The organism is Hymenobacter segetis (assembly GCF_054776495.1).
The window spans coordinates 1,244,642-1,261,683 of sequence record NZ_BAAHBV010000001.1 but is presented as its reverse complement, the minus strand read 5'-3'; the positions used below and the strand labels follow the sequence as shown (position 1 = coordinate 1,261,683).

At 60.4% G+C, this 17,042-nt stretch carries 16 protein-coding genes; 13 read left to right on the top strand and 3 right to left on the bottom strand.

The annotated features are described in order from the left end of the window. Nucleotides 1–52: 52 nt before the first annotated feature. From ACYU70_RS05400 to ACYU70_RS05365, 8 genes are all read left to right on the top strand, one after another. Nucleotides 53–607, top strand: coding sequence for an RNA polymerase sigma factor (locus ACYU70_RS05400; RefSeq protein ID WP_342299142.1), 555 nt, complete (start codon nucleotides 53–55; stop codon nucleotides 605–607). A 119-nt stretch (nucleotides 608–726) separates the two neighbouring features. Continuing rightward, nucleotides 727–2,217 carry a phytoene desaturase family protein gene (locus tag ACYU70_RS05395; RefSeq protein ID WP_342299143.1) on the top strand — a complete coding sequence of 497 codons (1,491 nt, stop codon included), beginning with the start codon at nucleotides 727–729 and terminating at the stop codon, nucleotides 2,215–2,217. Nucleotides 2,218–2,223: 6 nt separating this feature from the next. Continuing rightward, a complete protein-coding gene (locus ACYU70_RS05390; RefSeq protein WP_342299145.1) occupies nucleotides 2,224–3,066 on the top strand; it encodes a phytoene/squalene synthase family protein in 843 nt (280 codons plus the stop codon). A gap of 245 nt (nucleotides 3,067–3,311) precedes the next feature. Beyond that, a complete protein-coding gene (locus ACYU70_RS05385) occupies nucleotides 3,312–3,788 on the top strand; it encodes a hypothetical protein (RefSeq protein ID WP_342299146.1) in 477 nt (158 codons plus the stop codon). A 136-nt stretch (nucleotides 3,789–3,924) separates the two neighbouring features. Further along, a complete protein-coding gene (locus tag ACYU70_RS05380) occupies nucleotides 3,925–4,776 on the top strand; it encodes a 4-hydroxy-3-methylbut-2-enyl diphosphate reductase (RefSeq protein WP_342299149.1) in 852 nt (283 codons plus the stop codon). An 18-nt stretch (nucleotides 4,777–4,794) separates the two neighbouring features. Next, on the top strand, nucleotides 4,795–5,124 hold the full coding sequence (locus ACYU70_RS05375; RefSeq protein ID WP_460615917.1) for a DHCW motif cupin fold protein: 330 nt from the start codon (nucleotides 4,795–4,797) through the stop codon (nucleotides 5,122–5,124). Further along, the gene (locus ACYU70_RS05370; protein WP_342299151.1) at nucleotides 5,124–5,864 is read left to right on the top strand and encodes a fatty acid desaturase; all 741 of its coding nucleotides are present in this window, start codon (nucleotides 5,124–5,126) and stop codon (nucleotides 5,862–5,864) included. Before ACYU70_RS05375 ends, ACYU70_RS05370 begins: the two co-directional genes overlap by 1 nt. A 303-nt stretch (nucleotides 5,865–6,167) precedes the next feature. Further along, on the top strand, nucleotides 6,168–6,749 hold the full coding sequence (locus ACYU70_RS05365) for a TetR/AcrR family transcriptional regulator (RefSeq protein WP_342299154.1): 582 nt from the start codon (nucleotides 6,168–6,170) through the stop codon (nucleotides 6,747–6,749). Nucleotides 6,750–6,956: 207 nt separating this feature from the next. On the opposite strand, the gene ACYU70_RS05360 is transcribed toward ACYU70_RS05365, so the two are convergent. The 3 genes from ACYU70_RS05360 to ACYU70_RS05350 all read right to left on the bottom strand — a co-directional run bounded on the left by ACYU70_RS05360 (nucleotide 6,957) and on the right by ACYU70_RS05350 (nucleotide 10,360). After that, on the bottom strand, nucleotides 6,957–7,337 hold the full coding sequence (locus ACYU70_RS05360) for a heavy-metal-associated domain-containing protein (protein ID WP_342299157.1): 381 nt from the start codon (nucleotides 7,335–7,337) through the stop codon (nucleotides 6,957–6,959). 87 nt (nucleotides 7,338–7,424) lie between these two features. Then, nucleotides 7,425–9,746 carry a TonB-dependent receptor gene (locus tag ACYU70_RS05355; protein WP_342299159.1) on the bottom strand — a complete coding sequence of 774 codons (2,322 nt, stop codon included), beginning with the start codon at nucleotides 9,744–9,746 and terminating at the stop codon, nucleotides 7,425–7,427. 170 nt (nucleotides 9,747–9,916) lie between these two features. Continuing rightward, nucleotides 9,917–10,360 carry a hypothetical protein gene (locus ACYU70_RS05350; RefSeq protein WP_342299160.1) on the bottom strand — a complete coding sequence of 148 codons (444 nt, stop codon included), beginning with the start codon at nucleotides 10,358–10,360 and terminating at the stop codon, nucleotides 9,917–9,919. A 317-nt stretch (nucleotides 10,361–10,677) separates the two neighbouring features. On the opposite strand from ACYU70_RS05350, the gene mraZ reads away from it, so the two are divergent. The 5 genes from mraZ to ACYU70_RS05325 all read left to right on the top strand — a co-directional run bounded on the left by mraZ (nucleotide 10,678) and on the right by ACYU70_RS05325 (nucleotide 17,039). After that, the gene (mraZ, locus tag ACYU70_RS05345; RefSeq protein WP_342299161.1) at nucleotides 10,678–11,157 is read left to right on the top strand and encodes a division/cell wall cluster transcriptional repressor MraZ; all 480 of its coding nucleotides are present in this window, start codon (nucleotides 10,678–10,680) and stop codon (nucleotides 11,155–11,157) included. Next, the gene (rsmH, locus tag ACYU70_RS05340; RefSeq protein WP_342299164.1) at nucleotides 11,154–12,077 is read left to right on the top strand and encodes a 16S rRNA (cytosine(1402)-N(4))-methyltransferase RsmH; all 924 of its coding nucleotides are present in this window, start codon (nucleotides 11,154–11,156) and stop codon (nucleotides 12,075–12,077) included. Before mraZ ends, rsmH begins: the two co-directional genes overlap by 4 nt. A gap of 9 nt (nucleotides 12,078–12,086) precedes the next feature. Then, nucleotides 12,087–12,983 (top strand): FtsL-like putative cell division protein, encoded by an 897-nt coding sequence (locus ACYU70_RS05335; protein ID WP_342299166.1) that lies wholly within the window; start codon nucleotides 12,087–12,089, stop codon nucleotides 12,981–12,983. Then, a complete protein-coding gene (locus ACYU70_RS05330; RefSeq protein WP_342299168.1) occupies nucleotides 12,980–15,424 on the top strand; it encodes a penicillin-binding protein in 2,445 nt (814 codons plus the stop codon). The genes ACYU70_RS05335 and ACYU70_RS05330 overlap by 4 nt, the downstream gene beginning before the upstream one ends. A 142-nt stretch (nucleotides 15,425–15,566) precedes the next feature. Next, on the top strand, nucleotides 15,567–17,039 hold the full coding sequence (locus ACYU70_RS05325) for a UDP-N-acetylmuramoyl-L-alanyl-D-glutamate--2,6-diaminopimelate ligase (RefSeq protein WP_342299170.1): 1,473 nt from the start codon (nucleotides 15,567–15,569) through the stop codon (nucleotides 17,037–17,039). The last annotated feature ends 3 nt before the right edge of the window (nucleotides 17,040–17,042 follow it).

Sequence of the window (17,042 nt, the reverse complement as noted above, 5' to 3'; positions counted from 1 at the left end):
AGCAGCCGGCTCGTATATTTGTTTAACAAATGGTCACGAAAAGCTAAACAGCATGAATTCGCTCGAATTTACCTCGCAAGTGCAGAAAATTTCGCTGACGCTCCGGCCCGCCGCCATGAATTTGACGCGAGACGCTGACGACGCCAAAGATTTAGTGCAGGAAACCCTCCTCAAAGCCCTGCTCAATAAGGACAAGTTTAAAGCCGGTACCAACCTGAAGGCGTGGTTGTATACCATCATGCGCAACACCTTCATCAACAACTACAACAAGATAACCAAGCGCAGCTCCAACATTGATTCGACGGAGTATTTCCAGTATTTCAACACCGACCAGAACTACATCACCCACAACGGCGCCACGTCCGATTTTGTGGTGCGCGACATCAACGAGGCCATTTCCAGCCTCGGCACCGACTACCGCACGCCGTTCATGATGTACTACATCGGCTACAAGTACATGGAGATTGCCGAGAAGCTGCAAATACCGATTGGTACCGTCAAAAACCGCATCCACATCGCCCGTAAGGACCTGAAATCGGCCCTGCATGTGTACGCCCCGGTAGGTGCCTCGGCCGTTACCGATGCCGCCGAAACCATGGAAGACTAAACTTTGCCGCGCCCGCGCGGTGGCCGCCGGCCTGCTGCTGCATTTGCGGCGCTGGGCCGGCGGTTTCTTTTTGGGCGTACTTCGCCTGCCTGTTTAACTGATTTCGTTCCTGTTTGCTCTTGCCTTCCAACACCGCTAATACAAAACACGCTGTCGTCATCGGGGCCGGCTTTGCCGGGCTGGCGGCCGCCACCACGCTGGCCCAGGCCGGCTGGCGCGTCACCATCCTCGAAAAAAATGAAGGCCCCGGCGGGCGGGCGCGGGTATTTCACGCCCAGGGCTTCACTTTTGATATGGGTCCGAGCTGGTACTGGATGCCTGATGTATTCGAGAAATACTTCGCCCGCTTCGGCAAGAAAGTGGCTGATTATTACGAATTAATTCGCCTTGACCCCTCGTATCAGGTGATTTTTAAAGGGCCGGAAGCCGTGGATATTCCGGCCAAAATGAGCGAGTTGCGGGCGCTGTTCGAGCGCTACGAGCCCGGCAGCGCCGCCCGCCTCGATGAGTTTCTGAAGCAGGCGGCGTATAAGTATGAAGTCGGCATCAACCGCTTGGTGTACGCACCCAGCCGCTCCATTTTCGAGTTTGCCGACCCAAAGCTGCTGGTTGATATGGTGCGCATGGATGTGCTGCAAAGCATGCACAAGCACGTCCGCCGCTTCTTCAAAGACCCGCGCCTGCTGGAGTTAGTGGAGTTTCCCATCCTCTTCCTCGGCGCTACTTCCGAGAATACGCCCGCCCTCTACTCGCTGATGAACTACGCCGACCTAGCGCTGGGCACCTGGTACCCGAAAGGGGGGATGCACAAGATTGTGGAAGGCATGGTGCGCCTGGCCGAAGAGTTGGGCGTAAAAATCGAATACAATCAGGAAGTGACGGAAATCGTGGTCGAAAATGGCCGCAGCACCGGCGTGCGCACCGCCAGCGGCTTTTTTTCGGCCGATGCCGTGGTTGCCGGAGCCGACTACCACCACATCGAGCAGCAGGTGCTGAAACCCGAGTTTCGCCACTACGACGAGAAATACTGGGAATCCCGCGTGATGGCCCCGTCCAGTCTGCTGTTCTATCTCGGCGTGAATAAAAAACTCGACAAGCTGCGCCACCACAACCTCTTCTTCGACGAGGACCTGACCCAGCACGCCCGCGAGATTTATGAGCAGCCGCAGTGGCCCACCAAGCCGCTCTACTACGCCTCAGTCCCCAGCAAAACCGACCCCACCGTGGCCCCCGAAGGCCAAGAAAACCTGTTTCTGCTCATCCCCGTGGCCCCCGGTCTCACCGACGACGAAGCCACCCGCGAGCGCTACTACAATCTGCTAATGGACCGTCTCGAAAAGCACTGCGGCCACAACATCCGCGACGCGGTGGTGTTCAAGCGCAGCTACGCCCACCGCGACTTCATCGCCGACTACCATAGCTTCAAAGGCAACGCCTACGGCTTGGCTAATACGCTGAAGCAGACGGCCATTCTGAAGCCTACGCTCAAGAGTAAAAAAGTGGCAAATTTGTATTTCACGGGCCAGCTCACCGTGCCCGGGCCGGGCGTGCCGCCTTCGCTCATTTCGGGGCAGGTAGTGGCGGGCGAAGTGCTGAAAGAGAACCAATAGAACGTCATGGACCACGTTAAACTCTTCACCGACACCAGCCTGGCCTGTAGCAAGCTCATCACGGGGCGCTACAGCACCTCGTTCACGCTGGGCATCCGCACGCTCGATGAACGGCTGCACCTGCCGGTGTACGCCGTATATGGCTTCGTGCGCTGGGCCGATGAAATCGTGGACACCTTCCACGACTACGACAAGGCCGCGCTGCTGGCCGATTTCCGCCGCCAGACTTATGAGGCGCTGGATACCAGGCTGAGCTTCAATCCGGTGCTGCACGCTTTTCAGCACGTCGTGCATCGGTATCGGATTGACCGCGAGTTTATTGAGGCCTTTCTGCACAGCATGGCCCTCGATTTGGAGGACCAGCACTACCACCCGGGGCTGTATCAGGAATATATCTACGGCTCGGCCGAAGTGGTGGGGCTGATGTGCCTGCGCATCTTCTGCGACGGCGACGATGCCATGTTTGAGCGGCTGCGCGAGCCGGCCCGGCGGCTGGGCTCGGCGTTTCAGAAGGTGAATTTCCTGCGCGATATCCGCTCCGACTACGAGGACCGGGGCCGCGTGTACTTCCCCGGCGTGGTCTATTCGCGCTTTAATGACGCGACCAAAGCCGAGATTGAGTCCGACATCAAAGCCGACTTTGAGGCGGCTTACGCGGGCATTCAGCAGCTGCCGCGCTCGGCCAAGCTGGGCGTGTACCTGGCTTACGTGTACTACCTCAAGCTCTTCTATAAAATAAAGAAGCTACCGGCCGCCCGCATCCTGGGCGAGCGGGTGCGCGTGCCCGATAACACCAAGCTGCTGCTGCTGCTGGGCTCGTATTTCCGCTACCGGCTCTCGCGCATCTGAGGCGGTTTTTGGGCGCGGCTTTTGTATAAAGTCAGTCGTTTGCGGCCTTACGCCGTATTTTTGCTGATATGCGAATTCCCAAGGTTCTGTTTTTTGCGGTTATTGTAGGGGTTGGTTCGTCGTCCTCGGCGGCCGATTTGCGTAGTAGTGCCCGGCGCGCCGGCGGTGCGCCGCCGGTTTTCAAACATACCCATCCGGCCGCTAAAGCATTACGTCCCTTCTCATCCAATCTCACCTCCCATACTGTGTCCTCGACTTCCCCTTACCATCCAGCCATTTTGCGCCGCCACTACGAGCAGGCCGCCGCCGACAAAGCCGCCGGTGAAAAATTCTACAAGCTGCTGGCTGATTATCAGGACCGTGACGCGTTGGTATTGGGCTACAAAGCCGCTTCCGAAGCCATCCGCGCCCGTGATGCGTCGATGTTTAACAAGCTCACCTACGTGCAGGACGCGGCCAAAACCTTCGAGCAAGCCGTGAGCCTCGACCCGCAAAACCCCGAAATCCGCTTCCTCCGCTTTTCGGTCGAAAGCAACCTGCCTGCCTTCCTCGGCCTGAGCAAGCACATCGACGAAGACAAGGAAATGCTGCTCAACGCTGCGCTCAACCATCCCGGCACTGGGCTCGACGCCGAAGCATTCCGCACGGTGCGCGGCTTTCTGGTAGGCCGCGGGCACGTGAGCGAGGATGAGGCCCAGCGCCTGAGCAAAGTGAAGGAGTAGAAATGCCGCATAAGCTGAAGCTTATGCAGTGCTTTCGGCATGGTGCAAACTGAATTAAGCCCGGCTGACGTATTTTCGGTAATAACCAGCCTGTTCTCCGCAACCTTGCGGGGGGCTTCGTGGTTTGTTTTGGCGTATGCCCTTCCTGCACCTCAGCGTTCGAATCGACCCCAACTCCGGCTTTTGCTTCGGCGTGATATACGCCATTCAAATGGCTGAAGACCTGCTTGATGAGCAGGGCTATCTCTATTGCCTGGGCGATATCGTGCACAACGACGAGGAAGTGCAACGGCTGGAGGCGCGCGGCCTGCGCATCATCTGCCACGAGCGGCTGGCCGAGCTGCGCGATGAGGCCGTGCTCATTCGGGCCCACGGCGAGCCCCCGGCCACTTATCAGATGGCCCTGGAAAACAACCTGACCCTGATTGACGCCAGTTGCCCGGTGGTGCTGAAGCTGCAAAACCGCATCAAAACCAGCTACGACAAAAAGGAGCAAATCTTCATCTACGGCAAGCACGGCCATGCCGAAGTGCTGGGCCTATTGGGCCAGACGAGCGGCAACGCCGTGGTGTTCGAAAGCCTTGATGAGCTATTGAGCCACGAGCTGCCCGAAAATATTACCCTCTACAGCCAGACCACCAAAAGCACCAACAGTTTCTACAATATTAAAAATCAGTTGGAAACGCGGGGCTACCAGGTGAATGCCAATGACACCATCTGCCGGCAGGTGAGCAACCGCGACAAGGACCTGCGCCGCTTCGCCGCTCAGTACGACCAGATTGTGTTCGTGTCAGGCACCAAAAGCTCCAATGGCAAGGTGCTCTATCAGGTCTGCCTCGAAACCAATCCGCAAACGCACTTCATCTCCAACGTGGCCGAAATCGACGCGGCCTGGTTCCAACCGGGGCAGTCGGTGGGCATCTGCGGGGCCACCAGCACCCCGATGTGGCTGATGGAGCAGGTGCGCGAGCAACTGCTGAGCCTGTAGTCAATTTTTTGCCAAGCCATGCAGATAATGGATTTGCCGTTTGGGGTTACTAATTGGGCCGAGGTTGCCGGGGAAAAGCACTCGGGCACGACTGGCGTGGCCACATGGCGAACCCGGCAGTTTGGCCCGGTGCGGGTGCGTATGGTAGAATACAGCCCCGACTACCTGGCCGACCACTGGTGCCAGAAAGGACACTTTCTGCTGGTGACAGCTGGTGAGTTGGTAACGGAGCTGGCCGATGGTCGTGTCTTCACGCTCACGCCGGGCATGAGCTACCAGGTGGCCGATGGGGCGGAAGCCCATCGCAGTAGTACGGTTATCGGAGCCACTCTTTTCATCGTTGACTGATGGAAGCGCTGGCAACATCGGTTCCTTCTGTGGCGGCCATCCGGCGCGTTGCTCCTGCGCCCGTCGGCACTACCGGCGTGGCCATTGGCGGGCTGATTGTGGTGCTGTGGGCGGCGCTGGTGGGCTTTCTATTGGCGCGGTACCAGCCCGATTGGCATTCGCCCGCGCCCTACCTGCTGGCGTTGCTGCAAACCCACCTCTACACCGGCCTGTTCATCACTGCGCACGATGCCATGCACGGCGTGGTAAGCCCCAACAAGCGCCTGAACAACGCACTGGGTACCTTGGCCGCCGGTCTGTTTGCCTACAACTGGTTTCCCGGGCAGCTGCCCAAGCACTATGCTCACCACCGCCACGTGGGCACCCAGGAGGACCCCGATTTCCACGACGGCCGCCACCCCGGCTTCCTGCCGTGGTTCCTGCGCTTTGCCTGGAACTACGTGACCTGGTGGCAAATACTGTTGATGGCCGCAACCTACAACGTCCTCAAACTCTTCTTCCCGCAGGCCAACGTCATCGCCTTCTGGATGATACCGGCAGTGCTGGCCACCTTGCAGCTGTTCTTTTTCGGCACCTACCTGCCGCACCGAGGCGAACACGCGGCCGACAACCCGCACAAGTCGCGCAGCCAGTTCCGGCACCACTTGTGGGCGTTTGTGAGCTGCTATTTCTTTGGGTATCACTACGAACACCACGACCAACCGTATTTGCCCTGGTGGCGGTTGTGGCGGGCAAAATAAGGACCACAGATTGGCCCGGTTTTTTCGGATTCTACGGATTTCGTAGTTGGCAGGCGTTCGGTTTTGCACCGGGCACGGCAAGGCGGTTGAACGATGTACCGGGCCGGTTGGGGTTGAAAAGTGGCCCACCCGTAGATTTTTACCGTTGTCGGGATACGCAGAATGCCACCAAACGCGTTCTGGAAGCGTCTTATAGGCGGGCACCATCAGCGGTTGCTCATTTCTCTATTGTCAGCCATGTTCATGCCATCCATTGCCTTAGCCGAGCCACCTGTTGTGCTGGACCGTTCTCACACCGTTGCAATGGCGCAGACGCTATTCTTTCAGGCAGGCATCGCGTCCGTGTCGATGGCCGACGTGGCCGCCCGCCTCGACCAACCCGAAAGTGCCATCCTCGCCGAGTTTCCGGCTGGCAAGGCCGCGTTGGTACAGGCCGTGCTGGAAGGCTACGGCCGCCAGATGCGCGCCGAACTGGAGCAACTGCGTCGGCAATGCTCTACTGCTGTCGAAGAACTCCTGGCGGTGCGGGTGCTGGTCAACCAGAAAATGGCGCAAGGCAACACGGCCTTTTTTCGGGATGCCGAAGCACTGTACCCCGCCGTGTGGCAACAGTGGCAGGCGCAGCGCAACGCCCACATGTTCGCTTATGTACGGGCCAATTTATGCCAGGGCATTGCCCAGCAGCTTTACCAGGAAGGCCTCGACGTGGATTTCTTGGCGCGCCTCTGGCAGCAGCAGATGCGTAACCTCCGCACCGCCGATGCCGAGTTTCTGTCTCCCACCCAGATGCACCATACCTTGGTCGCGCATTTCCTGGCCGGAATCGTAACGCCCGCCGGGGCCTACGTGACCCGTCGGTTGCAGGAAGCAGAACCCTTTTATTAAACCAAACCACGGATTGGCTGCGCCGAACTTCGTTTCGCTCGGATTTTTCGGATTTCGCGGACGATTTGCAAGCGGTTTAGAAATTTCTGCTCAATAAAAAAGCCGCTCAGCAAAGCGGCTTTTTTGTTCTAGTAAGGATGCGTCCACAAAATCTGTGGAATCCGAAAAATCCGAGCGAAACGAAGTTCGGCGCAGCCAATCCGTGGTCTAGTGAACCGCGTTGGTCTTCTTGCAGCAGTCGGGCAGGCGGTTGTAGGCGCGGGCGTCGGCAGTGAGCTCGTCGGCGTCGTAGCCAGTTTTTTGCACGGCGGTGCGGAGGGCGGCGGGAGTAGTTTTGTCGGCCTTATAGGTCACGGTGAGGACTTTGGTAGGCACATCCAGCACGGCGCTTTGCACGCCTTTCTCATAGGCGAGGCTTTTTTCGATGCGGGCTTTGCACATATCACAAACGGCCGAAGTTTTGAACTGGGCCGTGGCTATGCCGTTGGTGGCGGCTTGTGCGGCGGCAGGAGCAGTCTGCGCTTGAGCGCTGGGGGAGAAGCTGAGCAGCGTGAGCAACGAAAGCGAAAGCGGGAGGAGGGATTTCATAGTTGAAAATTAAAAGCGAGTGACGACAGCTCTAACAAAATTGCTGCCGGAAAAATTGATTTTTGCCAGCCTAAGCTTTTGGTGTAGCTACTCAATGCGGTAGCGCAGCCCGGCGTAGGTCAGGCGGCCGTAGACCGGCCCCCACACCATAGCGGCGTCGAACGTCGGCCCAAACGGGTTGGCCGCGCCTTCGATGGGGTTGGGCTGGCGGTAGTTGGTAAGGTTTTCAACCCCTGCGTACACTTCCAGACGCTTGAAAGCCCGTGTGAGCTGAGTGTTCAGCAGGGCGTAGCGCGGGGCTGTTTCTGGAGCGTACACTTGGCCCGTGCCGTGGGCGTGCTCGCTCGTGACGTGTGCCAGCGCCCGTTGCCCGAACCACTGCACTGTGAAATCGGCCCGCCATTTATCGAAGGCACTGGCGTAGCCCAGGTTTAGGAAGGCGCGATGGGCAGGGGTGAGGGGCTTAGGTAACAGGCTGTTTTCGTAAGTGGTACGCACATCCAGATATTTATATGCGCCTTTCACTTGCAGCCCTTTCACTGGCTCTACCTGAAGCTCTGCTTGCAGACTGCGAGCGAAGGAGCGACCACCCGGCGACAGGTTATCAATGGAAATAATACCGGGCGCGGTGTACATATCGGCCACCACCTGGTTCACAAACTCAGTGTGGTAGTAGTCGAGAATGAAGGTGGCCGGGTGGCCCAGCGCCGTGAAATATTGGGTGGCGCTGCCGCCCAGGTTCCAGGCCTTTTCGGGCCGCAGGTTGGAGCCGATGACGAACTCGCGGGCGCTGGCCAGCATGGCGGCATTGTCGGCAATGGGGTTGGCCACGCGGAAGCCGCTGCCGGCGGCAGCACGCAATACCGTGTTTTTCAGCACGTCGTACTTCATGTTGAGGCGCGGGGTGAGCTGCCAGCCGTAGAGGTTGTGACGGTCGGCGCGCAGGCCAGCTACTACGGTCAGGTTGCGGCTGTTCTGGTAGGTGTACTCGGCGAAAGCACCGGGCACCAGCTCGCGGCGGGTGCGGTGCTCGCGGGCTTCCACGGCGGCCGGCGTGTCGGTGAGGTAGCTGCGGCCGGCGGTCAGGCGCTCGTCGTAGTTGTCATACAGGAAGCTCAGGCCGGTGCGGTACACATGCGCCGTGTTACCCAACGCGCTCTGAAACAGCAGCGTGGCCTGGCCGGTGCGCTGGCTACCATCGTAAGCACGCGAGGTGCGGTTATCGACAAAGTAAAACGGCAGGCTCGGGTCGTGGTCGGTGTGCAGGGTCTGGTAGCCGTAGGAATACCGGGAAGTAAAGTCGTGGTCGGTGCCGGTCAGTAGCAGGCCCAGGCTCTGGAAGGGCCGCGCGGGCCAGGTGTAGGAGGTTTTGGCATAGCCGGTGTATCGGGTGGTGGCCTGCGTGGTGCCGTAATTCTGGGTGAACGCGGCTTCGCCGGTATCGCGGAAATCGAGCTGGCCGCCCTGGCGGGTTTCGCGCAGCGCGCCCAGTCCCACCTCGCTCACGATGCCGTGGCCCGAGATGTACTTCCACTTATTGAAGGCGTTGAACTGCGTGGCCAGTGGCAAATCCAGGAAGCCGTCCTTGTTGCGGTCTACGCGGTTGCCCAGATGGTCGGTGTGCAGCAGCAGCAGCGTACTCCACTTCGGGTTGATGCGGGCCGAGGCGTTGAGGTTGACATCAAATTTACCCAGGTCGTTAGCGTAGGCATTGAAGAGTAGCTGGTCGGTTTTCTCCGGCTCCTTCAGCTTCACATTCACCTGCCCTGAAATGGCCTCGTAGCCATTCACCACCGAGCCCGTCCCTTTAATGATTTCGATGTTCTCAATCCACGGCCCGGCCAGGTAGCCCAGGCGGTAGGGGGCGGCCAGCCCGCGCAGGGCCGGCTGGTTGTCCACGGTCAGCAGCGAATAGCTGCCATCGAGCCCGAGTAGTTGAATCTGCTTCGCGCCCGATACCGCATCCGAAGTCGTGACTTCCACCGAGGCGTTGGTTTCGAAGCTCTCGGCCAAGTTGCAACAGGCCGATTTAGTGAGGTCGCGGCCCGAAATCATCTGCACGTTGGCCGGCGTGAGGGAGGAGTAGGCCGGGGCGCGGTCTGTCACCACTACTTCGCCCAACTCGGCTCCGGGGCGCAGGGCCACCCGCAAATAGGGCGCGCCGGTAGACGGCACTGCCAGCGTATCGGGCCGGTAGCCCAAGGCCTGCACCACCAGCCGCGAGGCCGCCCGCGCCGGCCGCACCAGCACAAAGTGCCCGGCCGCATCCGAAGTAGCCGTGATAACCGGCGCGCCTGCGTCGGCCGCATCATAGAGCCAGCGCAGCACCGCGCCGGGAAGGGGAGTGCCCTTGCCGGTCTCCGTAACCTCGCCGCGCACCGGCGCAATGGCCGCCGATTGGGCGGCCACTTGCCCGGTGGATAGCCAAGCCGTGAGTAACGCAGGTACTAAAATATGCGGAAAAATTCCGCTGATATGTCGCATAATATCTGAAAGTTAAGATTTTCTGATGAATTGCCGCTGCAAGTAGCCGCGACAGCTTCCGCTGCGGCCGATGCAGCAGGGGGAAATCAGAAATCTTAGACTTCCAGGGTGCAGACAAAGGCCAGCAGCGCCCGGCCTCCGAGGGGTGGGGGTGAGGCATCGGCCGCAAACCAACGCGGTCCAGTAACGGCCAACGAAAAAGTGTCGGCAGTTGAAACTGGCCAGCTCAGTGGTGGCACAATAACCGACATCGCCGGAACCGGCACCAGGATTTTGGCGGCCAGCTCGTGCACCGGGCTGCTCAACTTGTGCTCGTGCTTGCTGAAATCGCAGCAGCCATCGGCAGCTTTGGGCGTAGCCGGGGCCAACTCGCCCATGCAGCCACGCAGCTCGGCCCGGCCGGCTACCGAAATGGCCACGGTGCTCTGCCCGCTCATGCGGCAGGTCAGGCGCTGCACCGTGAGGCCCACCGAGGTGATGAGCACCAGCACGGCCAGCAGAACACTGACGAGGCGACGGGACAGAGAATGAGGACGCATGACTCCTGCAAAGGTACGGCCCGATACAGGTTGTCCGGCGTGCGAAATCCGGCCGGGGCAGGTACAACATCTGGGGCCGGCAGCCCGCAGCCATTTTGAGCGATGCCCACCAAAAATGGCTGCCACTTTGGTAAAGTCAGGTGCAAGGCCCGCTTTGTTGAATTTGCTGAGGAGTAGAAACGCAGAAAAAACCGGTTTTAAACGCTCCAAAGGCCTTTTTGCATTTGTGGTAGGAAATGGTAAATCGTGGTTGGTTTTCGCAGGGCTTCCCGTACATTTGCTAATGTCGCCGCTTTCCCACCCGGCCTCCCGTGCCCATGAACCTGCTCTCCGGCGAATACGAATGCAAGCTCGACCCTAAGGGGCGGCTGGTATTGCCGGCCAAAGTGAAGGGCAACCTGCCCGAGCAGTCGGGCAACCAGCTGGTGCTGGTGCGCGGTTTCGAGCCCTGCCTGGTGCTGTACCCACGCGCCGCCTGGCGCGTCATCCACGAGAAGGTGATGGCACTGGACGAATTCAACGAAGAATATCGCCAGTTTCAACGCAATTTTTTTCGGGGCATGACTGAGGTGGAGCTCGATAGCATCAATCGTTTCATGCTGCCACGCAGTATGTTGCGCTACGCCGGCATCGAAAAGGAAGCCATTATCGTGGGCTTGGGCAACCGCTGCGAAATCTGGGACCCGGCCCGCTACGACGAGTTCCTCATCAAAGACCAGCAGAGCTTTAGTAAGTTGGCACAGAAATTTTTATCCGTTGAAACCCCGCCGCTCGCCGGCCTGGCTGCCAAAGCATGAGCGAATACGATAACGACCAGGCCTACCACCGCCCCGTGATGCTAGCCCAGTGCCTGGCTGCCATGGACTTACAGCCCAATGGCCGCTACGTCGACGTCACCTTTGGCGGGGGCGGCCATTCGGCCCGCATCCTTGAAAAGCTGACCACCGGCCATCTCTACAGCTTCGACCAGGATGCTGACGCAGAGGTAGAAGCCATCAAGCTGGCCTGCCCGCAGTTTACATTTGTAAAAGCCAATTTTCGGGATTTGTTCGCTGAATTACAGCAGCTTGGCGCGTTGCCCGTTGATGCCCTGCTGGCCGACCTCGGCGTGAGCTCGCACCAATTCGATACGCCTGAGCGCGGCTTCTCAACCCGTTTCGACGGCCCATTGGATATGCGAATGGACCCCGATGGCCCGCTGACGGCCGCCGACATTCTCAACGATTACAAGGAAGCCGACCTACACCGCATTTTCGGGATGTACGGCGAAGTGACCAATGCCCGCACCCTAGCGGCCACAGTGGGCGCGGCCCGGCGCGGCCGTCGCCTCGAAACCATTGCTGAGCTTAAGCAGGCCATTCAGCCCTGCACGCCGCGCGGCAAGGAAAATAAGTACCTGGCCCAGGTTTTTCAGGCCCTGCGCATCGAGGTGAACCAGGAAATGCAGGCCCTGCAGGAGATGCTACTGCAAACCGCCGACGTGCTACGCCCCGGCGGCCGGCTGGTGGTGATGAGCTACCATTCGCTGGAAGACCGGCTGGTGAAAAATTTCATAGCGAAGGGCAAATTTTTCGGCACGGTCGAAAAAGACTTCTTCGGCAATGAAAGCAAGCCCTTTGAGGCCGTGAACCGCAAGCCCGAAGAAGCCGACCCGGCCGAAGTAGCGCTGAACAGCCGCGCCCGAAGTGCTAAATTGCGGGTTGCAATCCGAAACTAGACCCTGCCGATGGCCGCTAATACACCTCGTCCTGTCGATGCCCCGCGCCGCGCCAACGTGCCGCGTCCGGTTGCTGCGCCCGAGCCGGAGGTAGCGCCCGCGCCCCCCGTGGCCGAGTACGTGGCTCCCGAGCCCGAACCCGCCCCGGCCCCCGCGCGCAAACGCGAGAAGCGCCGCCGTGAGCCCGCGCCCGAAACGGCCCCGCGCAGCTCGTGGAGCTTGTTTTCGCTGCTTGACCGCGCCACGAGCGTGGACGGGCTTTTCCGCGAGGGCCTGCCGGTACGCTTCCTGCCGCACCTGCTTTTTGTGATGCTGCTGGTGCTGCTCTACATCGGCAACACGCACTATGGCAACCGCATGAACCGCAATATTCAGCGCCTCAAGCAGGAAACCGAAGACTTGCGGGCTGACTACACCACCCTGAAATCGGACTATATGGAGGCCAGCAAGCAAAGCGAGGTGGCCCGCAAAGTGGCCGCCATCGGCCTGGTGGAAAGCTCCTCGCCGCCCTTCCGCATCACCGTGCCGGCCGGTCACCTCGACGCGGCTGAACTGGAGCTGATGCCCGTGCTCACGGCCGATACCCTGGCCGCCCGCGCCGACCGCGATTCCACCGCCGCCCTGCGTGCCGACCAACTGGCCGGCCGCAAGCGCCCCGCCGACGGCTCCGACGTGGACAGCGGCCCCGAAATCATCGCCCCGCCCCAAGCGCTGGAAGGCGATTCGATGCCGGTAGCACCCGCGCCGCGCCGGGAAACTGCCTCGCCTCGGGCCGCTCAAGCAGCTACTGCTAAGCGCAACAGCAAGCCGAATAAGCCCGACAATAAGAATAAGGCACAAAAAGGCACAAGTTCGCATAAGAAACAATCGGCAGATAAGCAGACCGTTAAAGCTCATTCCCGATGAAAGGCAGCGTTAAAAAGTCGATAGTTACGCGGGTGCGGCTGGCCTTTCTGGGGGTAGCCGTGTTTTCGGGTGCCATTTTCTGGAAGGCAACCAAGATTCAGTTTCAGGAGGGGGCCAAGTGGCGGGCTTTGGAGCAGGAGCGGCGCATCAGCTACCAGTCGGTGCCCGCCACGCGGGGTAATATTTACTCTGATAATGAGAGTATTATGGCTACTTCGCTGCCGTTTTACCGCGTGGCCTGGGACCCGGGCGTGGTGGAGGACGGCGTGTTTAAGGCCGGAATTGACTCGCTGGCCTGGCATCTGTCGCATTTCTTCGGCGACCGTAGTGTGCAGGAGTACCGCCGCCGGTTGGTGAACGCGCACTCGGCCAAGCAGCGCTATATCCGCCTCAACTCGCGTCAAATCAACTTTCAGGAGAAGAAGCTGATGGCGACCTGGCCGGTATTCCGCGAGAAGCGGAACCGGGGCGGGGCCATTTTTGAGAAGGTGGACAAGCGTTTCCGGCCCTTCGGCGGGCTGGCGCAGCGCACCATCGGTTTCGTGAATGAGGACCATCACGGCGCGGGCCTGGAGTACACCTTCGAGCAGAGCCTGGCCGGGAAATCGGGTGAGGCGCTGTTTGAGCGCGTGCCGGGTGGCATCAAGCCCGTGTACGACGGTACCGAAATCAAGCCCTTGCCGGGCTACGACGTGAAAACCACGCTCGACATCAACCTGCAGGACGTGGCGGAGAATGCCCTCTACAAGTCGCTGGTCGATAACAACGCCCAATATGGCTGCGTGATTCTGATGGAAGTGGCGACCGGCGAAATCAAGGCCGTGGCCAACCTGGGCAAGGCTTCGGACGATACTTATAAGGAAGACTACAACTACGCCTTTGCCGACCAGGGCCGGACGGAGCCGGGCTCCACCTTTAAGCTGGCCTCGATGATGGCCTTGTTTGAGGCGCACCCTGAGCTGACGCTGGACGACGTGGTGGACACCGGCAATGGCCGGATGTACGTGGGCGGGGCCGTGAAATCGGATTCGCACGGCTACGGCCGCATCACGGTGCAGCAGGTGTTTGAGAAGTCGAGCAACATCGGCGTGGCCAAGCTGGTCGACAAGTATTTTTCGGGTAATCCTACCGAATACACTGACTACCTGAAGAAATTCGGGCTCAACAAGCCGCTGGGCTTCCAGATGGCTGGCGAGGCGGTACCCTACGTGAAGGATACTAAGGACAAAAGCTGGAGCCGCACTTCGCTCACGACCATGAGCATTGGCTACGAGCTAAAGTTGGCTCCGCTTCAAACCCTGTCCCTCTACAATGCCGTGGCCAATGGTGGCGTGAAGGTGCAGCCTATGATTGTGCGCGAAATCAAGCAGGCCGACCAGGTGCTGCAGCATAACGAAACCAAGGTGCTGAACCCCAAAATCTGCTCCGATGCCACGTTGGCTAAATTGAAGTCGATGATGGAAGGGGTGGTGACGGCCGGCACGGCCCGCAGCATCCGGCCCAAGGACTACAGCATTGCCGGCAAAACCGGTACGGCCTGGAAGTTCAAAAATGGCCAGTACACCAAGACGTATTCGACCAGCTTCTGCGGCTATTTCCCGGCCGATAAACCGAAGTATAGCTGCATCGTGGTGGTCGACTCGCCTCGCAACGGCCGCATCTACGGAGCCGACGTGGCCGCGCCGGTGTTCCGCGAGGTGGCCGACAAGTGCATGGCCCGCGACTTGCTGAGCCAGCGCCCCCTGCTGGCCAAGGCCCGCCTGAACAAGAGCCACGTGCCACTGGTACGCGCTGGCATGAACGACGAACTGGCCCTCGTATGCCAGAAGCTAGGCTTGGTGGGCAACACCCAGGCCACCGGCGGCGAGGAGTGGGTACGCGGTGCTTCCGATACCGCTTTCCACGCCCGTACTGTGGCGCTGGTGGTGAACCCCGTGCGTCCCAACCGTGTGCCATTGGCCCGAGGCCTAAGCCTGCGCGATGCCTTGTTCCTGCTCGAAAACCGGGGGCTGTACGTGCGGGCCGTGGGTTCGGGCCGAGTGCGCGAGCAGTCGCTGGCCCCGGGCTCGCCCATCAAGCGCGGCGACTTGATTACGCTGACCCTCGAAGAATCTGGTCCCCGCATCGCCGCGCCCGTGGCCCTGCCGGAGCCCGAGCACACCGACCTAGCCGAAAACAAGCTGCTGGTGCCGGTTGATATGGAGCCTGCCAAAGCCCGCAAGTCTTTCGCCGATGGCGAGAAAGCCCACGTCCAGCCCGCCGTAGCCGAGCGGTCGGCCGGCGTGAAGCCGAATGCCAAAGCCAGCAAGCCCACGGCCAAGCCTGCAGCAGCAACTAGCGGAGCAAAAGCTGCTGATAAATCCAAAGACACCCGCCAACCCGCTGCGGGCAAGAACCTCAAAAAGCCCGCGCCGGTCAAGCCCGCCGTGCGCCGCGCCTAATTTCCAAAGAAAGCTAGTTACACCTGCCGCTTTAGCATCCGGCAAAACCATTGACAATCCATCTAATCCCCAAAGTCGTCAGGCTCCCCTCTCTTGGGGAGAGGGGCCGGGGGTGAGGTTCCGAACGTCCGCGCAACTACTCATGATTTCCCTGCCGCTCTTTTCCCTGCTTACCGACGTGAACGTGCTCGCCCAGCACGGCCCCACCGACGTGCCCATCACCGGCCTTACCCTCGACTCGCGCGAAGCCGGGCCGGGCGTCGCTTTTTGCGCTCTGCGCGGCACGGCTACCGATGGCCACAAGTTTATCGAAGGCGCGGTGGAAAAGGGCTTGGCCGCCGTTATCTGCGAAGAACTGCCGGCCGTGCTGAACCCTGCCACGGCCTACGTGCTGGTGGCCGACTCGGCTGAGGCATTGGGCCACATGGCAGCGGCCTTCCACGGCCACCCCTCGCGCCAGCTCACGCTGGTGGGCGTGACGGGCACCAATGGCAAAACCACCTGCGCCACGCTGCTGCACAAGCTGCTGCGCGAGCTCGGCTACCACGCCGGCCTGCTGAGCACCGTACAGAACCAGATTGACGAGGAAGTAATCCCCGCCACCCACACCACGCCCGATGCCATCCGCCTGAATGCGCTGCTGGCCCGCATGGTAGCCGCCGGCTGCACGCACGCCTGCATGGAAGTGAGCAGCCACGCCGTGGCCCAGCACCGCATCACCGGTCTGCGCTTCGCAGGTGGCATCTTCACCAACCTCACCCACGACCACCTCGACTACCACGGCACCTTCGACAACTACCTGAAGGCCAAAAAAGCCTTCTTCGACGCGCTACCCAAAACTGCCTTCGCCCTCACCAACGCCGACGACAAGCGCGGCCCGGTGATGCTGCAAAACACCGCCGCCCGCCGCGCCACCTACTCGCTGCGCGGGGCCGCCGACTTCCGCGCCAAGCTGGTGGCGAATGAGGTCCACGGCCTGCACCTCGAAATCGACGGCCGCGAAATCCTGTTCCGCCTCATCGGCGTGTTCAACGCTTACAACCTGATGGCTGTGTACGGCGCGGCCGTGCTGCTAGGGGAGGACCCCACCGAAGTCCTGACCATCCTCTCGGGCCTGACCACCGCGCCCGGCCGCTTCGAACCCGTGGTATCGGGTACGCAAAGCATCACCGGCATCATCGACTATGCCCACACGCCCGATGCGCTGGAAAACGTGCTGCAAACGCTGCACGAAATCCGCCAGCCCAGCCAGCACATCATCACGGTGGTGGGCTGCGGCGGCAACCGCGACGCCGCCAAGCGCCCCATCATGGCCAACCTGGCCGCCCGGCTTTCCAATAAGGTCATCCTCACTTCCGACAATCCCCGGTTCGAGGACCCCGCCGAAATCCTAGCCCAGATGCAGGCAGGCGTAACCGCGCCCGATTCGGCCAAAGTCCAGACCGTGCCCGACCGCCGCGCCGCCATCGAAGCCGCCGTGCGGCTGGCCGGCCCGCACGACATTGTGTTGGTGGCCGGCAAGGGCCACGAGAATTATCAGGAAATTCGCGGCGTGAAAACGTCCTTCGACGACAAGCTGGTGCTTGCCGAAACTTTTGCCGCGCTGGGCAAATAAGCC